The sequence below is a fragment of the Asticcacaulis sp. DW145 genome (assembly GCF_037101385.1).
In the GTDB taxonomy this organism is placed as follows: domain Bacteria; phylum Pseudomonadota; class Alphaproteobacteria; order Caulobacterales; family Caulobacteraceae; genus Asticcacaulis; species Asticcacaulis currens.
This window is the reverse complement of record NZ_AP029024.1, coordinates 528,482-546,895: the sequence shown is the minus strand read 5'-3', so window position 1 is coordinate 546,895 and position 18,414 is coordinate 528,482. Positions and strand designations below refer to the sequence as shown.

Below are 18,414 nucleotides of genomic sequence, written 5' to 3'. Positions count from 1 at the left end.
CAGTTTACCCCAAGATAGAATCGAATCTCCAATGACCACGCCCCGTACTGTTCGTTGTGCCATCATCGGTTCCGGCCCGGCGGGCTGGACAGCGGCCATCTATGCCGCGCGGGGCCTGCTGCACCCAGTGGTGTTCACCGGCCCGCAGACGGGTGGTCAGCTCACCATCACCACCGATGTCGAAAACTATCCGGGCTTTGCCGAGGTCATTCAGGGCCCGTGGCTGATGGATCAGATGAAGGCACAGGCCGAGCACATGGGCACCGAGGTCATCACCGACATCGTAGTCAAGGCCGACCTCAGCCAGCGGCCTTTCCGCCTCGAAACCGATGCCGGGAACGTCTATCTGGCCGAAACCGTCATCATTTCGACCGGCGCTCAGGCCAAGTGGCTGGGCCTTGAGTCCGAAAAGACCTATCAGGGCTTCGGTGTGTCGGCCTGCGCCACCTGCGACGGTTTCTTCTACCGCAACAAGACGGTGGCCGTGGTCGGCGGCGGCAATACGGCGGTCGAAGAGGCTCTGTTCCTCACCAAGTTCGCCTCAAAGGTCTATCTGATCCACCGCCGCGACTCGGTACGTTCGGAAAAGATTCTGGCCGAACGCATGTATTCGGAGCCGAAGATTCAGCCGGTATGGAATTCGGCCATCGACGAGATTCTGGGTGAAACCAATGAATTCGGCGGGGCCAGCGTTACCGGCGTGCGCCTGAAAAACGTCCATACGGGCGATACGCACGAACTGCCGCTGGACGGCGTGTTTATCGCCATCGGTCACGCACCGTCCTCACAATTGTTCCAGGGGCAGCTTGAAACCAATGCCGGCGGCTACCTGAAGGTCGAACCCGGCACGCCGAAGACCGCCATCAAGGGCGTCTTCGCGGCGGGCGATGTGACCGACGACGTGTACCGTCAGGCGGTAACGGCGGCCGGCATGGGCTGCATGGCGGCGCTGGAAGCCATCCGCCTGCTGGCCGAAGAGGACCACCACCGTCAGGACGCCAAGATCGGTGCGTGGTAAAATTTGGCCGCAGATTCTAACCACGAAAATCACGAAATCCGCTGTATTGAAGCCTTGCGCGAAGCGCCCTTGATAGTCGCTCACAAACGAGGCTAACAGCCCTTCGGGCGAGGACCACCCGATGTTATGCATTTCGTGTTTTTCGTGGCCAATACTTCCAGATACGGCGCGTGATTTGACTCACGCGGGCTTTTGCGCTTTTAGCTGCCGCTCAAGAAAAGGCCCTTCCCGTGCAGATTCAGTTCACCCGTCGTTTTTCCATGGCTCACCGGTTGCGCGCCGACCGTTCGTCGAAGTGCGCGACCCCGCACGGCCATAATGAATTCGTGCGCGTGACGCTGAAGGCCAAATCGCCGGACACGGTGAAGTGGGGGCAATCCAACTACGCCCAGAGCTTTGATGCGCTCAAGCGCGACTGGCATCGCTTTGTCGATGACGCGCTTGATCACGCCTTTCAACTGGGGGCCGATGACCCGCTGATCGGCTTTTTTCAGGCGCATGAGCCCGATCTGCTGCCGCGTTTGCTGATCATTCCGGGCGACCCGACGACCGAAGGGGTGGCGCTAGCCCTCTATCACAAGCTAAACGCCATCTTGTCCGCCAATGTGCCGGACTTTGCGTGCGTGCGCTTTGAAATCGAAGAAACCCCGACCAATACGGTCATACTGACGCCCGACGACCTCAGCCACGGCCCGCGTCTGGCCGACTGGTGCCATCGGGCCGATCTGTCGATCAACGATCTCCTGCCGCCCGATGTGTGGGGCCGAAAGGACAGCCCATGCCTCTGATCAGCCGCCATGTCTTTGTCGAAGGGCTAAGGGTCGAAGCTGCCATCGGCGTCTATGACTACGAACACGGCCGCACCCAGCCCCTGATCATCGACGCGGATATCCGCATCGGCCGGCATGAGATCAAGGGCCTGAAAGACACGCTGAATTACGAGATGGTCGGCAATCTGGCGCGCGACCTCATCGCGCGCGGCCATATCAAGCTGGTCGAAACCCTGGCCGAGGACCTGGCCGAGGCCGTGCTGGCCCTACCGCAGGCCGAAGAGGTGCGTATCCGCATCTCCAAGCCCGAAGCCCTGGCTGATGCTGACCGTTCCGGCTGCATCGTGGTGATAAGCAAGTGACACATAAGACGCATCTGGGTCTGATGGCCCGCTATAACCAGTGGATGAACGCCAGGCTGCTGGAGCTGATGGCCGCGCATCCCGACGCCGATTTCCACGCCGATACAGGGGCTTTTTTCGGTTCGGTGTGGGGGACGCTCAACCACCTGATCGTGGCGGACCTGATCTGGATGGGCCGTTTGAGCGGCCATACGAGCGGCAGCGCGCTGTCGGCCGCCAAGACCCTGCCGCAGCCAAAGGGCCTCAATGACGCGCTCTATAGCGAACTGAGCGCCTTCGCGCCGGTGCGCAGGGAACTGGATCATCTGTGGCTGAGCTATAGTGAGGGCCTGAGCGACGCCGATCTGGAAACCCCCGTCACCTATCGCCGCGTCAATGGCGATGCCCATACCAAGCCGCTGGGGCTGGTGCTGAGCCATGTTTTCAATCACCAAACCCACCACCGTGGGCAGATTACGACGCTTTTGTCGCAGATGGGGCTTGATATAGGCGTGACGGACGTGCTTGTTCTGGTACCTGAACTCGATCCGGATATAAAATGACTGTGCCCGCCACCCGCACCAAACTCAGCGACACGACGATCATCCCCATCGTCAACTACCTGCTGCTGTTTTTCCTGATCGTCGGTGGCATTTCGGGCGTCGTTGCCATTACCCTGATCTATCTCTTTCAGGACGAATCCCCGGACTGGCTCAAAACCCACTACGCGTTTCAGAAAAAGACCTTCTGGGTGGGCATATTGGCCTTCGTGCCGCTGGTGGTACTGCTGACCTCACCGGTGATGTCGAGCGTGGTACTGGGCGGCATCGTGCTGATCCTCGTCTTCGCGCTGTTCCTGTGGATCGTCGGCCGCTGCACCATGGGCTTCAACCACGTCTTCCATAAACGCCCGATCCCCAACCCCAATAGCTGGTTGGTCTGACCTACTTCGCCTTGCCCGGCTCGCGCCCGGCCATGTCGAATAGGTTGAAGCTGACGTCACCGCCGGGCAAGCTCACATCACCGGGCTTCTGATCCGGTTTGCAGGGGCTAAGGCGTTTAGATTTGATCTTCATATTGACCACGCGGTTCATGTGCGCCAGCGCCGCCCCCGTCGTCTGAGTACGCAGTGTCATAGTATAGTCGCGCGTATATTCGCCGGTGATACTGCCCGACACTTCCATCTTGCCGCCAGAGCCCATATTGCATTCGGCCAGAATGCCCCAGGTTCCGTCCTCCAGATGGCTCACCGTCGTATAGCGGCAGCGATTGCCGTTGAGGTCGGTGCCGGTAATGCCCAGCTCTTTTTCCGTAGCGGCGTCGATACAGATACGCATGGTCTGCGCCTGACTTTCCGAGCCCTCTTCGCTGAGGGTGGTCTCCCACAGGCCGGGGCGACGCGCGGGCAACGGTTCCTGCGGTTTCGGCTCCGGCGCGGCTGCGGAGGCCGGTGCCGGGGCGGGCTCAGGGGCGGGCGGCGCTTCTTTCTTGCCGCACCCCGTCATCAGGACCACAGAGGTCAGCAAAGAGAGAGTCACACCTGACTTTATAAACCCGGCCATGTTCTGTGCCTCCCTGTCCGTTACGGAGGCAACAGATGTAAGGGCAAAACCCCAGACAGGCGAGTCGAATTGTGAAGGTTATGGCCGCAGAACCCACAAAATACAGGTTCAGAGGCTCTTTTTGGTAACGATGCGCAAGGTTTGCAGCGTGCGCGGCAATTCATCCGCCAGACGACGGCTCAGTTCGCGCGCCCCCACCGGATAGGCCTCGCCGCCTTCGGCGATCTCATTGGCCATCTTCGCCGTGGCGTCGATCAGGATTTCCAGCTCGGAAATCTGCTCACGCGCCAGTGCCTTGGCCTCCTCCTGGAGGCGACGCACACGTTGCGTGCGGCTTTCGCGCGCCGAAACCGTCGCATCGACAAGGGATTGCAGGCTGTTGGTCGTGTTGAGGGTCACGGGCACGACATTGATAACCTCGTGGACCGGCTCGCCCCCGCCGCCCATCATCTCGGCTTCGATCGCCACCCCCTTTGTCGAGGGCGGCACCACATTCAATCTGGTTCTACGCATATCACACCCCAACCTCTTCTCTGTGCGCCCCGAAATGTCCTGACATCAGCCGATTTGAAACGCGCCAGGGCCCTGATCACAGGTTATGCACAGGCTGGGCCACAGAGTGAGGCATTTCGCCGCGGAAATCCAGCGGGTTTCGTCTCAAACTGGCACATTTTCGTAACAGGGGCGTGACGCACGCGCATCAGTCGCGCATTGAAATGCGCCAGGCGTGAGGCGAAACGAATCCCCCGATCAGGCCGAAGGGCGGCAGTCGGCCGGGTCAGGCCAAAACCGCGGTTTCAAGCGCCGCCCGCCCTAGCTGCCATCGCCGCCGATCATATCCTTGGCGAACTCCAGATCGAGCAGTTTGAGCCGCTTGATCTCGTCGCGCAGGCGCGCGGCCTCTTCAAACTCCAGATTGCCCGCCGCCTCACGCATCCGCGTCTCAAGGTCCTTAAGCGTCGCCTGAAAGTTCGAGCCCAGAAAGGGTTTCGAGTCCTTGGCCGCCACGCCGACCGGCACCTGAACGCGGTCTGCCCTTTCATACGGACTATCTAGAATATCGGAAATGCCGCGCTTGACGCTTTCCGGCGTGATGCCGTGTTCGGCATTGTAGGCCATCTGCTTTTCACGGCGGCGGCTGGTTTCGGCCAGCGCACGTTCCATCGAGCCGGTCATCTTGTCGGCATAGAGGATGACGCGGCCTTCGACGTTACGCGCCGCCCGCCCTATGGTCTGGATCAGCGAGGTTTCCGAACGCAGGAAGCCTTCCTTGTCGGCATCAAGTATGGCCACAAAGCCACATTCGGGGATGTCGAGGCCTTCGCGCAGCAGGTTGATCCCCACCAGAACGTCGAACGCCCCCAGCCGCAGGTCGCGGATGATCTCGATGCGCTCCAGCGTGTCGATGTCGGAGTGCATATAGCGCACCCGGATGCCCTGCTCGTGCATATATTCGGTCAGGTTTTCCGCCATCTTCTTGGTCAGCACCGTAACCAGAGAGCGATAGCCGTTTTTGGCCACTTCGCGCACCTCGGCAATCACGTCATCGACCTGATTGGCGCCATTAGTCGAAACGGGGCGGATTTCGACCGGCGGGTCGATCAGGCCGGTCGGACGGATCACCTGTTCGGTAAAGACTCCGCCGGTCTGTTCCATCTCCCAGTTGCCGGGCGTCGCCGAGACGTGCACGGTCTGCGGCCGCATCGCCTCCCACTCCTCAAACTTCAGCGGCCGGTTATCCATGCATGACGGCAGGCGGAAGCCGTATTCGGCCAGCACCGACTTACGCGCAAAGTCGCCGCGATACATACCGCCGATCTGCGGTACGGTAACGTGGCTTTCATCGACGAACAACAGCGCGTTTTCCGGCAGATATTCAAAAAAAGTCGGCGGCGGCTCGCCCGGCGCCCGTCCCGTCAGATAGCGCGAATAGTTTTCGATACCCGCGCAGGCCCCGGTGGCTTCCATCATCTCCAGATCAAAGGTGGTACGCTGCTCAAGGCGCTGCGCCTCCAGCAGCTTACCCTCGGCGTGGAGCTGATCCAGCCGCAACTTCAACTCGGCCTTGATGCGGTCTATGGCCTGACGCAGGGTCGGACGCGGCGTCACATAGTGACTGGCGGCATAGACCTTAAGGTCTTTAAGATCCGCCGTCTTCTTGCCGGTCAGCGGGTCGAACTCGGTCAGGGCCTCGATCTCATCGCCGAACAAAGACACCCGCCAGGCGCGGTCTTCGTAGTGGGCCGGGAAGATTTCTATGACGTCGCCGCGGCGACGGAAGGTGCCGCGCTCAAAGGCCGCGTCATTACGCTTGTATTGCAGCGCTACCAGATCGGCGCGCAACTGCGCCTCATCTATGGTTTGCCCCACCTTCAGCTCGAAGGTCATAGCCGTATAGGTTTCGACCGAACCGATACCGTAGATGCACGACACCGAAGCCACCACGATGACGTCGTCGCGTTCAAGGATGGCGCGCGTCGCCGCGTGGCGCATCCGGTCGATCTGCTCGTTGATCGACGAGTCCTTCTCAATATAGGTGTCGGTACGCGGCACATAGGCTTCCGGCTGATAATAGTCGTAGTAGGAAACGAAATACTCGACCGCGTTTTCCGGAAAGAAGGCCTTGAACTCACTGTAGAGCTGCGCCGCCAATGTCTTGTTGTGTGCCAGAATCAGCGCCGGACGCTGGGTCTGCTCGATCACCTTGGCCATGGTAAAGGTCTTGCCTGACCCGGTGACGCCCAGGAGCACCTGATCGCGTTCGCGGGCATTGGCCCCTTCGACCAGCTCGGCAATGGCCGTCGGCTGATCACCCGCCGGCTCATAGGCCGAATGCAATACAAACCGCCGCCCGCCTTCGGACTTTTCCGGGCGATCAGGCCGGTGCGGCGACCAAAGGGTTGGCGGGAAGTCCTGCGCACCGGTTTCGGGCGCGTGACGGCGGCCATCGTCAAAAATGAGGCGGGCGAGATGAGAACGGTTCATGAACATAACATAGCGTTCCGCAAAAAAATGAAAAGGGCCGAGGCTCGGCTTTTACGCGGGGCGCTAAAATCGCGACCTCCGCGGCCTTCAAGTTTTCGTGACTCCGCCCCTGTGAGAGGATTCACTCGTGATTCCAGTGCCTTGAAATCCCAATTTTCACGTAACAATGTTCTATACATGTGCCCTGCCTGAGTTTCACTTCTGCGCCACGTGAGTAAACTTCGTTAAATTGTAATTATCAAAAATTTAAATGGACACGCCATGAATATCGAAAGAAAAGATCGGACAAGCTTATCTCTTCAATACTGTGCAAAATAAAAAGTCATGATGCCATACATCTTGACCAAAAATTGGCAGGAAGTGAGAAAAATTCTCACATATACCCCCTCTGGACTGATGCTCTTTTTACGCGATTGACCACCTAACACATTTCTGCCATATTCCTGGCTATAAGACGGGCCGTCGATAGCGCAGCGTTGGTGCGCTTTGTCGGCTCCGGCGCCCCCGGAAGGCCCCGTCTCCTGACTGTGAGCGGGCCTGATGCATTCAGAAGAATGTATGGTGGGGTTGCCCTCTGTCAGGGAGCGCAGTGCGCTCTCGTTACTGAGGACAAGACACCTTTGGGTCTGAACCTGTCTCTTACGCGCCGTCAGATGCGCCTGTTGACCGCTGCGGGCGGCTCCAGTCTTATGCTGACCGCGGCGTTCGGCTCCGCCTGGCTGGGCGGCAAGCTGACGCGCGATGCGCAAATCCGCGAACAGGCCGAAAGCCTGATGAGCCTGAACGATCATTCCTATGGCGCGGACCGTCTGCGTCATCTCGACGGCCAGAAGAGCGTGGCCGCCCTGCAGGACGATCTGGACCGCCGCGCCATTGCGCTGGTCATGCGTCACGAATCCTACACCTCGCCTGTGGCCACGATGCGGATGCGTCAGGACCGCCAGCGCACCAACCTGTTTGCCTCGCTTGTGAGCCCGGCGCGCACGCACAAGGCCGAGGCCGCGCAGGCCCCGGTACTGAAGGCCAGCCTTGATCTGGGCCTGATGCGGGCCACGCCGCGCACGGCACCGGCCTCGCCCTTCGATCTCAAGAACCGTTCGGCCTCCGACCTCGATTGCCTGACTCAGGCCGTCTATTATGAGGCGCGCGGCGAAACCGATTCCGGTCAGCGCGCCGTGGCTCAGGTGATCCTGAACCGGGTGCGCCACCCGGCATATCCCAAGACCATCTGCAATGTCGTCTATCAGGGCGCGGTCAAGCGCACGGGCTGTCAGTTCAGCTTCACCTGCAACGGCATCATGACCAACCGCGTCGAAAGCTGGGCCTGGAAGCGGGCGCGCACCGTCGCCGAAGATGCGCTGGACGGCTATGTGATGAAGTCGGTAGGCGCTTCGACCCATTTCCACGTTCTGGGCATCTCGCCGGACTGGGCGGACCGTATGCAGCGCACCGCCACCATCGGCAACCACGCCTTCTATCAGTTCTCCAGCCGCGGCGCTCAGATGCTGGCCGCTGCAGATCAAGTTCGCCCCTCGGCGGTGCCGACGCTCGAAAAGGCGAAGGAGAGTGATCTGACCGCCGCTTCGGCCTCGTCGGCCGCACCGGTGGAAACAAAGCCGTCCGAAACGCTCAGTCATCTGCGTGACAACGCCAAGGACACAGCCACAAAGTCGGTGGCCCTGTCGGCGCAGGTTAAGGGCGAGGACGCTCAGGCGCTCACTCAGGCGATAAAAACGACCGCCCCCAGCCGTCCCTGATCTGCCTTCGACCGCCCCTCTTAACGAAGAATTCTTTAAAAACAGCGCCTTGGCACGCCCGGGGCGCTCTTTTCATTGGTTACTTCTATTATATTGTATTACAAAAAAAATCCTCAGTGTTAGGGTTTCAACAACTATGTTCTGGCAACTTGCGTGACAATCCGGGGTCTTAGGCCGCGTGGTGAGTCGGATCACGCGCCGGGGCCCTTGAAAGAACCACTCTTCCGGACGGTCCCGCAGTACCGCACCGGGGAACAGACACCAGAAATTGTCAGGGGCCATAATGACGAAGTCGAAATCTGCCGGCGGCAAGCTGAGCATCTCCAACCTGTCCTTCACGCTGAAGTTCATGACTCCGGCCGCCGTCGCCACGGCGCTGATCGTCGCGCTTGCCTTCGGCGCCGTGACCGTGATGAACACGCAGGGTAAGGCTATCGAAGCCATCAATACCCAGAGCCTCCCCGCCGTTCAGGCCATGGGCGACATCAAGTCGGCCATCAAGGAAGCCAATGGTCAGCTCTTCCGCGCCATGACCGATCAGGCTTCGGGTGCCGGTACCAATGCCGATCAGAAGGTCGCGCTGGTTGTGCAGGATCTGGGGAAGATCGAAGCCAGCCTCAAGACCATGGCGGCGGCCACCACCGATGCCGAAAAGAAAAAAGACCTTGAGAACCTCGGCAAGGAAGTGAAGACCTATAAGGAGGCCGTCGAATTTGCCGGTTCCGTCATGACCGTCGACTTCCCGTCGGTGGCTCCGCTGATGTCGCAGTTCGACGACGGCTATGCCAAGATGTCGCAGATCTCGGACAAGATCATTGCCGGTCAGGTCGCCAAGGCCAAGGCTGATGCCGAAGCGGCCCGCGCGGCCCAGACGGCGGGCATCTCGCTCCTGACCATCTTCGCCGCCGTGATGGCCGTCCTGTCCTGCGGTATCGCCTTCTTCTTCTCGCGCGCCACGGTGACCGGGATCAACCGCATCGCCAAGACGACCGAAGAACTGGCACGTGGCAATCTGAACGTGGACATTCAATCGCTCGCCCGTGGCGACGAACTGAAATCGGTCGTCGATAGCCTTAACGTCTTCAAGGCCAATGCCGAAGAAAAGCTGCGTCTGGCCGAAATCGAAGCCGCGACGATGAAAACCCGCGAAGAGCGCGCCCGTCAGATGTCGGAACTGGCCGAACGCTTCCGTCACGAGGCTCAGGACATGCTGGACGCCCTGTCGGCAGCCGCTTCGGACCTCGATGCCAACGGCCGCACCCTTCTGACCATTGCGCAGGAAAACGAGCGCCGCTCGCAATCGGCGGTGTCCTCGATCCGCAACTCGGCTGACAATGTGCAAAACGTCGCCTCGGCAACCACCGAACTGTCGGCCTCAATCGGCGTCATCGGTGATCAGGCCGTTCGCTCGGTGGAAATCGCCGCCGAAGCCGTGTCGGAAGCCGACAAGACTAACGAGTCGATGGTCGAACTGAGCCGTGCGGCGGATCAGATCGGTGAAGTCGTCGATCTCATCAACGCCATCGCTCAGCAAACCAACCTCCTGGCGCTGAACGCCACCATCGAATCGGCGCGCGCCGGTGAAGCCGGTAAGGGCTTTGCGGTCGTGGCCTCGGAAGTGAAGTCGCTGGCCCAGCAAACCGCCAAGGCCACCGACGAAATCCGCGAACGTATCAAGGACATCCAGACGGCGGCCCAGAACGGCGTCTCGGCCATCCGCGGCATCGGTGCGACGATCAAGCACATGAACGAAATCGCTTCGTCCATTGCCGACTCGGTGCACCAGCAAGGCGACGCGACGAACGAAATCGCCCGCAATGTTAACGAAGCCTCGGACGGCACCACCACCGCCTCTTCGTCGGTATCGCAACTGTCGGCTTCGGCCGCCGATACGGAAAAGGCCTCGACTGAAATGCTGGGCGCTGCCCGTCAGCTGACGCAGCGGACGGAAGCCATGAGCGAGAATATCCGCCGCTTCCTGTCCGAACTGACCGCCGCCTAAAGCCGGCGAAACGTCCCAGACTAAGAAACCCCTCCGGAGGCCCCTCCGGAGGGGCTTTTTCATGCCCTCATGCCAACTGAAAACGTTTTGAGCCGTAAAAATTTGCCGCGACGCACAATAGATTCACCGGCAATTAAACACTCATAGGTATATTAAACTCGCGCTATCCAACGCATCCTGTATTCCTCCTCCCGATGGGCCGAATGCCCAGTGTTCATTCAGAAAGAGTATTAGTCGTGAAAGCCGTTATCTTCTCCGCTCTCGCCCTGACCGCCCTCGCCGCTCCGGCCTTTGCCGAGTGTGATGAAGCCCAGGAAGCCGCCGCCGGTAAGGCGATCGCGGCCGCCACCTCAGCCGCCGTGTCGAAGGCCGTGGCCATTGAAGGCAAGCAGATGGTGAGCCTGAATACCTGCGATGCCGCGGGCAAGACCGCGGTAGCCGAATTCAAATACAACTTCCTCGGTGCCGGCGGCCTGTACTGGGTCGAAGGGACGGCCAAGTACAACGGTTCGGCCGTTACCGAACTGAAGCTGAAGCGCCTGAGCCCGAACCTGGCCGCCGCCGAAGCCAAGGCCGGCATCAAGCTGGCGTCGAACTAAGCCTGCAAGCGCCGCCGGGCAGCTCGCAATCGGGTTCCCGGCGGCCTTTTTTGCGCATCGCGTTCATATTTTTTCGCCCCATTTGCGCTGTTAAGGTTTGCCCCTTATATTTCAAGTGATTGAAATAACGGAGTTAACCTCTGTAAAAATTTCTTAACTCCCTGTTTAACTTAAGATTATTCATTATCTTGTAGTGTGTAGCCATCCTGAAGAACCTCAAGGAGCTACAAAACATGATCAAGAAAAGCCTGATGATTGCCGCCGTCGCCGTTCTGGGTATGACGGGCGCCGCCCAAGCCACCGAGTGCGACGATTCGCAACAGGCCGAGGCGGGCTCCACCCTGGCTGGTCTTGCCAAGGCCGCCGTGTCGAAGGTCGTCCCGGTCACCGGTAAGCAGATGGTCAACGTCAATGCCTGCGACGTGCGCGCGGGTACCTACGCCATCGAATTCAAGTACAACTTCCTCGGCGCGGACGGCCTGTACTGGGTCGAAGGCACCGCACGCTTCGGCGCGGGCGGTTCCAATCCGTCAGTGAAGATCACCAAGGCATCGCCGAACATGGCCGCTGCGGAAGCCAAGGCGGGCGTTAAGCTGGCCGCCAACTAAGTCGTCTTCCGACGTCTGAAAAAAGCCCTCCGCGATCACTCGCGGAGGGCTTTTTGCGTTTACGGTTTGCGTCACGCTCTATTTGACCGATCGCTCTATTTACGCCCGAAGGGTCTGAAATCCTGCGGCCGGCTCTGTATCGGCCCGGATTTGGGCTTCTGGCCTAAAAATACCCCGCCGAACAGGGCGAACGAAGTCATAGCGTGTTGTTTCTTTTCATTGTCGTTCATCACAATGCGCCTCCTTTTTCATGACAAGATGAACAAGAAGACGCGTCGCAAACTCTCAGGGGACTCTCACCTCTCTCAGCCGTCGTCGCGTCGGATACCAATATTGCACGGAACGCAGAAATGCACAATAAACATTCCGTAACCGGAGTAAAAAATGGATTAAGAGCTTCTTATGTATCTGAATTAATTGTTTTATTTATTTTTCGAAAGATAATTTTTCATACCAAATTCGTCCGAACACGCCCCATTCTGGCGATTCACGATAAAAAAACCTTATCCCTCTAGACTGCGATCAGGCCGGAAAAGACCGGCGGCCCTCAACGGGCGACCCGGAAGCGGTGGTTGGTGAAAACGTCATGCTGAAATCTGCCTTTATCCTGGGATGCGCCATCACCAGCGCGGTGGCGACGGGCCTGCTCGTGGTTCGGCATGAAGGCTTCACCTCGCGTGGGGACGAAACCGCCATCGTGGCCCAGACCTCTCAGAGCCAGAGCCTGTCCTCACCCAGCAGCATAGGCGGGGTTACCGCCATACCCAAAGCGGCGGACGGCCACTACTGGGCCGAAGCGCGGGTTAATACGACGACGGTCAAGTTTCTGGTCGATACCGGGGCCTCGGTCGTCGCTCTTACGCCGCAGGACGCCCGCCGTCTGGGGATCAACCTGAACACCCTCAGCTACGATCAGGACGTCACCACGGCCAGCGGCAAGACGCAGGCCGCGCGTGTCGTCATCGACCATATGCAGATCGGCCAGAGCCAGATGGACAATGTCGAAGCCCTGGTTATTCCCAACGGCCTGTCCAGCTCGCTTCTGGGCATGAGCTATCTGGGACGTCTCAGCCGCTTCGAAGCCACCCAGGGCAGCCTTATCCTGCGTCCGTAAGACTGGCCGCATAGGCTTCGCGCCGCGCCTGTGACGCAGCCATGGCATCGCGTACGGCGTCGATGGCCTGATCCAACACCTCTATACCCGCTCCGGGTCGAATGGACTCCACGGTCAGGATGCGCCGGAAGGCCCGCGCCCCCGGGAGACCGTGCATCAGACCCAGCATATGGCGCGTGATGGCCGGCAAATGCACCCCGGTGGCTAGTTGTGCTTCCATATAGAGGCGATAGGCCTCCAGCGCCTCGAACGGCCCCACATCGCCCTCTGCGCCAAAGATGCGCCGGTCCACCTGCCCCAGCAGGGCCGGTTCATGATAGGCCGCACGGCCCAGCATGACGCCATCGACGTGTTTCAGATGCGTCTCAGCCGCCTCCAGCGTGCTGATGCCGCCATTGATCGAGATCGTCAAATCCGGATAGGCGCGCTTTAGGGCATAGACCAGCTCATAGTTCAGCGGCGGGATGTCGCGGTTTTCCTTGGGCGACAGGCCCTTGAGCCACGCCTTGCGCGCATGGACGATAAAGGTCCGCACTCCCGCCTGGCGGCAGGCTTCGACCAGCGCAAACAGGGCCGTCTCTTCGTCTTGATCGTCCACCCCGATGCGGCATTTAACGGTCACGGGCAGCCGGGTCGCCTCACCCATGGCCTGCATACAATCAGCGACAAGCTGCGGCTCACGCATCAGACAAGCCCCGAACGACCCCGACTGCACGCGATCGGACGGACAACCGCAGTTGAGATTGACCTCGTCATAGCCCCAGTCTTCAGCGATCTTCGCGCAGGCCGCCAGTTCATCCGGCTCAGACCCGCCCAGTTGCAGCGCCACCGGGTGCTCGACTTCGGAAAAACCCAGCAGCTTCTGACGGTCGCCATTAATGACCGCCCGCGAGGTTACCATCTCCGTATAGAGCAGCGCGCCCTTCGTCAGGGTCCGGTGAAAAGCCCGGCAATGCCGGTCCGTCCAGTCCATCATTGGGGCAACGGAAAATTTAAACGCTTGATTTTTAGTCATCCAACTCACTCAGGGCCTCTCGGCGAACGCCTCGGCATCCGCAATCCCTATTTCCCCACATGGTAACGCCAGTGCACACAGACTGCACATGTTTTATTGGGAGTGAGGTGTCCGAAGGCGCGTAACCGGTGTGCTGTCGCGCGCGCGGCTCAGATCTGAGTGGCCGACTCGCGCACGATGAGGCGGTGCGGCACCACTTCGAAGCCGAATTCCTGACTCTCCACGCCGTTCAAGACCTCGATCAGCTTTTCGACGGCCCGCGCCCCGATCTGGCGGATCGGCTGATGGATGGTCGTCAGGGGCGGCCACACCACTTCAGAGACGGGCGTATCGTCAAACCCCACCACGGACAGGTCAGCGGGCAAGCTCAGGCCCATACGATGCGCTGCAAACAGCGCGCCCGTAGCCATGTCGTCATTGGCGCAGATCAGCGCGGTCGGGCGTTGCGGCCCCTTCAGCAAGTCAACCGACTGATCGGCACCTGAGCGGAAGGTAAAGTTGCCGCGGGCCGTCGGCATGGCGTCCGGCGAGAGGCCGGCTTCGCCCAAAGCGCGCCTGTACCCGGCATAACGGCTTTCAGCCGAGGTGTGGCTTTCCAGACCCTGCAGGAAGGCAAACCGCCGATGACCGAGCCCCAGCAGATAACGGGTGATTTCATACCCGGCCACTTCATCGTCCATGCCGACGCCGGCCATTTGACGGCGCAATCCATCGCCCGGCGAAACCGCGACATGCGCAATATTTTGCCGCAACAGGGCCTGATGCAGGTCCGCGTCATCGGAAAAGGGCGGGGTCAGTATGACCCCGTCGCAACGGCGCGAGGCGATGAAATCGATGATTTTCTGCACCCGGTCGAGGCTGTGCTGATTCACGCCGTGCATCAGAAGCTGAAAACCCGCCGGCGCGCAGGCCCGCAGCGCGCCCAGCTCCAGACCCGAATAGTAGTAGGAGTTTGGCTCCGAATCGAGATCCGAGGCATGGATCAGCGCCAGGAGCTGCGAACGCCCCCCAGCCAGAAAGCGCGCCTGCGCATTGACCTTATACTGAAGTTTTTCGACCGCTTCCAGTACGCGCATACGGACTTCCGGGCGCACATTCGGCCCGTTATTGAGTACCCGTGAAACCGTGGTGCGGCCCACACCTGACAAGGCCGCGACATCATCAATCGTCGGTTTCGCCTTTTTCACCCGCACCTCTGCACAGACGCCCCCTCAACGGGCGGTAATGGGCCTCTTTACATCAGAAATTTTCGAAACACGCAATTGCCCGGATACGGTATAAGTTTTTCTCTGGCGGTCTGGGGCTAACGGCACGCCTAATAGGGCACTTTGCCCATATAGCGCGTATTGCTAAGCGGTTGCTGATGCAGGTGCGCGAGGTGCGCAGCAATACGTTCCACCGCTATCCCCGTCACATAGGGCGCGACAATCGGCCGGATAAGCGGATCAATGCCGGGCATGGCCATATCGCGCGAATCATAGACCTCGGTGCGCGGCGTGTAGCGCTGACAGAAGGCGAGCGCCCGCTCGGCGATCGGGCGGCTGGTATCCTCCCCCAGCATCACCACAACGGGCAAGGTGTCATCCAGTATTTCGAATGGGCCGTGGAACCATTCGGCGGCCTCCACCGGAACGCAGTGCATCCACTGGCTCTCTTGAAGAATGCACACCCCTACATAGTAGGCCATGGTGAACATGGGACCGGCGGCGATAAAATAAACGGTACGATCGCTCTTGAGGCGTTCGGCGACAGAGCGGGCCCGGTCGTCCTGCGCCTCTACGGTCTGGGCCAGCACGGCCGGCAAGGCCCGCAGGGATTCAAGCAGATGGTCCAGATGCGGCCAGCCGTCCCGGCCCGCCAGGAGCCCGCCTGTCAGGGCCTGAAGGATCATGAACACGCCATAAAAGGGCTCAGGCGTGTCCCCCAGCAGGAAGCGGGTGTCAACAAAGCCCGCAATGGGTCGGTCATCGGATTGCGTGACCACCAGGGTGCGGCAGGGCTTGTCGCTCAGCCACTGCGCCATCTCCACGGATTCCTTGGTACGCCCCGACTTGGAGGCCAGCACGACAAGGGTGCGGTCATCCAGGCGCGGCGGCGACATGGCCATGAACTCCGCCGGATAGCCGCAGCGGACCTCAAGCGTCCGGCTCAGGCTTTCGATCCAGTAACGCAGGCCCTGCATGATACGGTTGGGAGCCCCCGGCGCCACGAAATAGATGCGGTCTATGTCTGCGGACAGGCTCTGACCATAGGCCGCCGCGCGGTCCAGTTCAGCGGCCGCACCTCCCAGCGAGCGTTCAAAGGCGGAGGCATCGAAGGCCATCATCAGTCAACTCCTTGGTAGTTAATTCTGTCATCTGCCAAACGGGTTTCAGACGGCATCGAACACACAGGCTGCGGCCTGAAAATCGCCCCTGAGCGGCAGTTTCACGCCGTGATTCATCCAGTAGGCACCGCTGGCGACCTTTGGCGTATCGTCCGCCACAGTCCCGGCAATGGCACGAACGGCGTAGCGCGTCTGAGGCTCCAGCCCGCGCAGTTGAATGCGGGGTGCGGTTTCGAATTTGGAACTGGAATGCAGGAAAGCGAACAGCACGGCCTGACGTCGGGTACCCGATACCGACAGGGTGGCCGAGCGCGGTGAATTGTCCTGCGGTGAGATCAACCGGTATAGATCGCCGCGCTGAACCGTGGCACGCATGGCTTTGTATTCGGCGATGAGGCGTTTAGCCGTGGCAAACTCGTCCGGCGTCCAGTGGTTCAGATTGTCTCCGATGCCCAGACACCCCTGCATGGCCGACAGGAAGCGGTATTCCAGCGAGGTCGAACGCTTGTTGACCCAGTTGGGCGAAGCGGTCACCCACGCCATCATCACACCGGGCATATAGGCCTGAGAAAAGCCATCCCGCATTTTGAGGCGGTCGAAGGGGTCGGTATTGTCCGTCGGCCAGACCTGATCGGAAAAGCGCATGATGCCCAGATCGACCCGCCCGCCACCACCGGCACAGGATTCGATTTCCACCCTGGGGTGACGCCGCCGGATTTCCGCCAGAATGGCATAGAGGTTGCGGGTATAATCAACATACAGTCTTTGTTGCTCCGCCACCGGCCGTTCCGGCCAGCCCGGCTCGGACCAACTGCGATTATGGTCCCATTTGAGGAAGGCGATGTCGTTTTCGCTGAGCAGCAGGTCGAGCGATTTGATGATGTAATCGCACACCTCCTTACGCGCCAGATTGAGCACCATCTGGTTGCGCCCCTCGCTGCGCGGGCGGCCCTTGAAATTGATGACCCAGTCCGGATGCGCGCGGTAAAGATCGCTGTCGGGATTGACCATTTCCGGCTCAACCCACAGGCCAAACTCCATGCCCAGCTCCCGCACACGGCGGATCAGCGGCGTCAAACCTTGCGGGAACTTTTCGCGGTTGACGGTCCAGTCCCCCAGCCCGGCGCGGTCATTATTGCGTTTGCCGAACCAGCCATCATCCATGACGAAGCGTTCGACCCCCAGAGTCGCCGCCTTTTCCGCCAGAGCGACCTGCCCCTGTTCCGTAACCGCGAATTCGGTCGCTTCCCATGAATTGTACAGCACCGGGCGCAGCTTGGGTGCCGGGGCACCGGGGAGAATGACGGTGCGCTGAAAGCGGTGCATCCGGCGCGATGCGCCGCCCATACCGTCCGGCGAATAGCCCGCGTAGAAGACCGGGGTTTCAAGGCTTTCACCGGGTTTCAGCAGATAGGCAAAATCGAAGGGATTATAGCCTGCCGTTATACGCGACTGGCCGAGAATGTCCTTTTCGAAGACCATCCGCCACGACCCGCTCCAGGCCAGCGCCCCGAACCAGACCGGCCCGTTCTCTTCTTCGCTCACATCCTTGCGGCCGACGGCGAACCACGGATTGTTCTGCGAGCCGGTCATGCCCAGCCGGCTTTCCAGAACGGTGCTCCCTGCCTCCAGCGGGCGCTTTTGCACCGTCCATTCCCCCGCCCATCGCCCGGTCAGGTAATGCAGTTCGTAATCGTCCGCGAAGGGCAGGTTGAGCGTCGCTGCGGCCATCTGATCAATGCGCAGCGGTCGGCGCGTGCGGTTGTAAACCCGCGCCGAACGCGACAACATACCCGTCGCCTTATCCATGCCATAGGTCAGTTCAACGTGCACCTCGGCCGAAATGTCCTTCAGGCGCACGCGGATGCCTTCTGCCGTCATCTCATGACCGGCATAGCGCAGGACCAGATCACGCCCACCGTCCGGGAAGGCGACTTTCAGAGAGGGCTCAGTGACCAGACCGCCACCGAAGGCCACATATTCCAGCGGCGTGACCGAGTTGGCCCGGTCGAAGCCGGAAAAGTCGGACGGATTGGGCGCGGCCGGCAACGGATCATCCACCGCCAGCGACCCGCCCCAGTGCAGGGCCTGAATCTGCCCGACGCTGTCGATCCCAAAGGCGTAGGTGACGCCGTCACCATCCAGACGAAACACTTTGATACGCTCGTCGAAGCGCGCGTCGGCATCCGAGCGGAAGGGCACGGCCAGAGCCGCCATCCCCCCGAGAAGACTGAGGCAAGCGGCGCGCCGGTTCAGACTGGTCACAGGCATAAGACCTCCCTAATTTATATTATTTATATGTATCGCAGAGCGGGTG

The 18,414-nt window shown here is 60.3% G+C and carries 18 protein-coding genes; 10 read left to right on the top strand and 8 right to left on the bottom strand.

The features are described from left to right. Window positions 1–31 precede the first annotated feature (31 nt). The 5 genes from trxB to AACH73_RS02455 all read left to right on the top strand — a co-directional run bounded on the left by trxB (window position 32) and on the right by AACH73_RS02455 (window position 3,072). Window positions 32–1,018, top strand: a complete 987-nt coding sequence (gene trxB, locus AACH73_RS02475) for a thioredoxin-disulfide reductase (protein WP_272740784.1) — start codon at window positions 32–34, stop codon at window positions 1,016–1,018. Window positions 1,019–1,248: 230 nt separating this feature from the next. Next, window positions 1,249–1,806, top strand: a complete 558-nt coding sequence (locus tag AACH73_RS02470; RefSeq protein ID WP_272740785.1) for a 6-carboxytetrahydropterin synthase — start codon at window positions 1,249–1,251, stop codon at window positions 1,804–1,806. After that, window positions 1,797–2,150: a dihydroneopterin aldolase gene (gene folB / locus AACH73_RS02465; protein ID WP_272740786.1), complete on the top strand. Its 354-nt coding sequence runs from the start codon at window positions 1,797–1,799 to the stop codon at window positions 2,148–2,150. Before AACH73_RS02470 ends, folB begins: the two co-directional genes overlap by 10 nt. Next, window positions 2,147–2,692, top strand: a complete 546-nt coding sequence (locus tag AACH73_RS02460; RefSeq protein ID WP_272740787.1) for a DinB family protein — start codon at window positions 2,147–2,149, stop codon at window positions 2,690–2,692. Before folB ends, AACH73_RS02460 begins: the two co-directional genes overlap by 4 nt. Continuing rightward, window positions 2,689–3,072, top strand: a complete 384-nt coding sequence (locus AACH73_RS02455) for a hypothetical protein (protein WP_338735315.1) — start codon at window positions 2,689–2,691, stop codon at window positions 3,070–3,072. The genes AACH73_RS02460 and AACH73_RS02455 overlap by 4 nt, the downstream gene beginning before the upstream one ends. A gap of 1 nt (window position 3,073) precedes the next feature. Here the strand turns inward: AACH73_RS02455 and AACH73_RS02450 are convergent, their stop codons facing one another. From AACH73_RS02450 to uvrB, 3 genes are all read right to left on the bottom strand, one after another. Beyond that, entirely contained in the window at window positions 3,074–3,691 is a 618-nt protein-coding gene (locus AACH73_RS02450) for a DUF3617 family protein (RefSeq protein ID WP_272740789.1), read from the bottom strand. 108 nt (window positions 3,692–3,799) lie between these two features. Beyond that, a complete protein-coding gene (locus AACH73_RS02445; RefSeq protein ID WP_272740790.1) occupies window positions 3,800–4,204 on the bottom strand; it encodes a hypothetical protein in 405 nt (134 codons plus the stop codon). Window positions 4,205–4,504: 300 nt separating this feature from the next. Further along, window positions 4,505–6,676 carry an excinuclease ABC subunit UvrB gene (gene uvrB, locus AACH73_RS02440; protein WP_338735314.1) on the bottom strand — a complete coding sequence of 724 codons (2,172 nt, stop codon included), beginning with the start codon at window positions 6,674–6,676 and terminating at the stop codon, window positions 4,505–4,507. Window positions 6,677–7,296: 620 nt separating this feature from the next. Between uvrB and AACH73_RS02435 the strand changes: the two genes are divergently transcribed. The 4 genes from AACH73_RS02435 (at window position 7,297) to AACH73_RS02420 (ending at window position 11,642) form a co-directional block, all read left to right on the top strand. Next, on the top strand, window positions 7,297–8,433 hold the full coding sequence (locus AACH73_RS02435) for a cell wall hydrolase (RefSeq protein ID WP_272740791.1): 1,137 nt from the start codon (window positions 7,297–7,299) through the stop codon (window positions 8,431–8,433). A gap of 283 nt (window positions 8,434–8,716) precedes the next feature. After that, the gene (locus AACH73_RS02430; RefSeq protein ID WP_272740792.1) at window positions 8,717–10,435 is read left to right on the top strand and encodes a methyl-accepting chemotaxis protein; all 1,719 of its coding nucleotides are present in this window, start codon (window positions 8,717–8,719) and stop codon (window positions 10,433–10,435) included. Window positions 10,436–10,671: 236 nt separating this feature from the next. Next, window positions 10,672–11,034 (top strand): hypothetical protein, encoded by a 363-nt coding sequence (locus tag AACH73_RS02425; RefSeq protein ID WP_272740793.1) that lies wholly within the window; start codon window positions 10,672–10,674, stop codon window positions 11,032–11,034. 233 nt (window positions 11,035–11,267) lie between these two features. Continuing rightward, window positions 11,268–11,642 (top strand): hypothetical protein, encoded by a 375-nt coding sequence (locus tag AACH73_RS02420; RefSeq protein WP_272740794.1) that lies wholly within the window; start codon window positions 11,268–11,270, stop codon window positions 11,640–11,642. Between the two features lie 95 nt (window positions 11,643–11,737). Here the strand turns inward: AACH73_RS02420 and AACH73_RS02415 are convergent, their stop codons facing one another. Further along, window positions 11,738–11,875: a hypothetical protein gene (locus tag AACH73_RS02415; RefSeq protein ID WP_272740880.1), complete on the bottom strand. Its 138-nt coding sequence runs from the start codon at window positions 11,873–11,875 to the stop codon at window positions 11,738–11,740. Window positions 11,876–12,228: 353 nt separating this feature from the next. On the opposite strand from AACH73_RS02415, the gene AACH73_RS02410 reads away from it, so the two are divergent. Continuing rightward, a complete protein-coding gene (locus AACH73_RS02410; protein ID WP_338735313.1) occupies window positions 12,229–12,756 on the top strand; it encodes a TIGR02281 family clan AA aspartic protease in 528 nt (175 codons plus the stop codon). On the opposite strand, the gene dusA is transcribed toward AACH73_RS02410, so the two are convergent. From dusA to AACH73_RS02390, 4 genes are all read right to left on the bottom strand, one after another. Beyond that, a complete protein-coding gene (gene dusA, locus AACH73_RS02405; protein WP_338735311.1) occupies window positions 12,740–13,771 on the bottom strand; it encodes a tRNA dihydrouridine(20/20a) synthase DusA in 1,032 nt (343 codons plus the stop codon). The two genes, AACH73_RS02410 and dusA, sit on opposite strands and share 17 nt — an antisense overlap. Window positions 13,772–13,920: 149 nt before the next feature. After that, on the bottom strand, window positions 13,921–14,958 hold the full coding sequence (locus AACH73_RS02400; RefSeq protein WP_272740797.1) for a LacI family DNA-binding transcriptional regulator: 1,038 nt from the start codon (window positions 14,956–14,958) through the stop codon (window positions 13,921–13,923). Window positions 14,959–15,086: 128 nt separating this feature from the next. Then, on the bottom strand, window positions 15,087–16,097 hold the full coding sequence (locus AACH73_RS02395) for an SIS domain-containing protein (protein WP_338735310.1): 1,011 nt from the start codon (window positions 16,095–16,097) through the stop codon (window positions 15,087–15,089). A 45-nt stretch (window positions 16,098–16,142) separates the two neighbouring features. Next, entirely contained in the window at window positions 16,143–18,368 is a 2,226-nt protein-coding gene (locus AACH73_RS02390; protein ID WP_338735309.1) for an alpha-galactosidase, read from the bottom strand. Window positions 18,369–18,414: the final 46 nt, after the last annotated feature.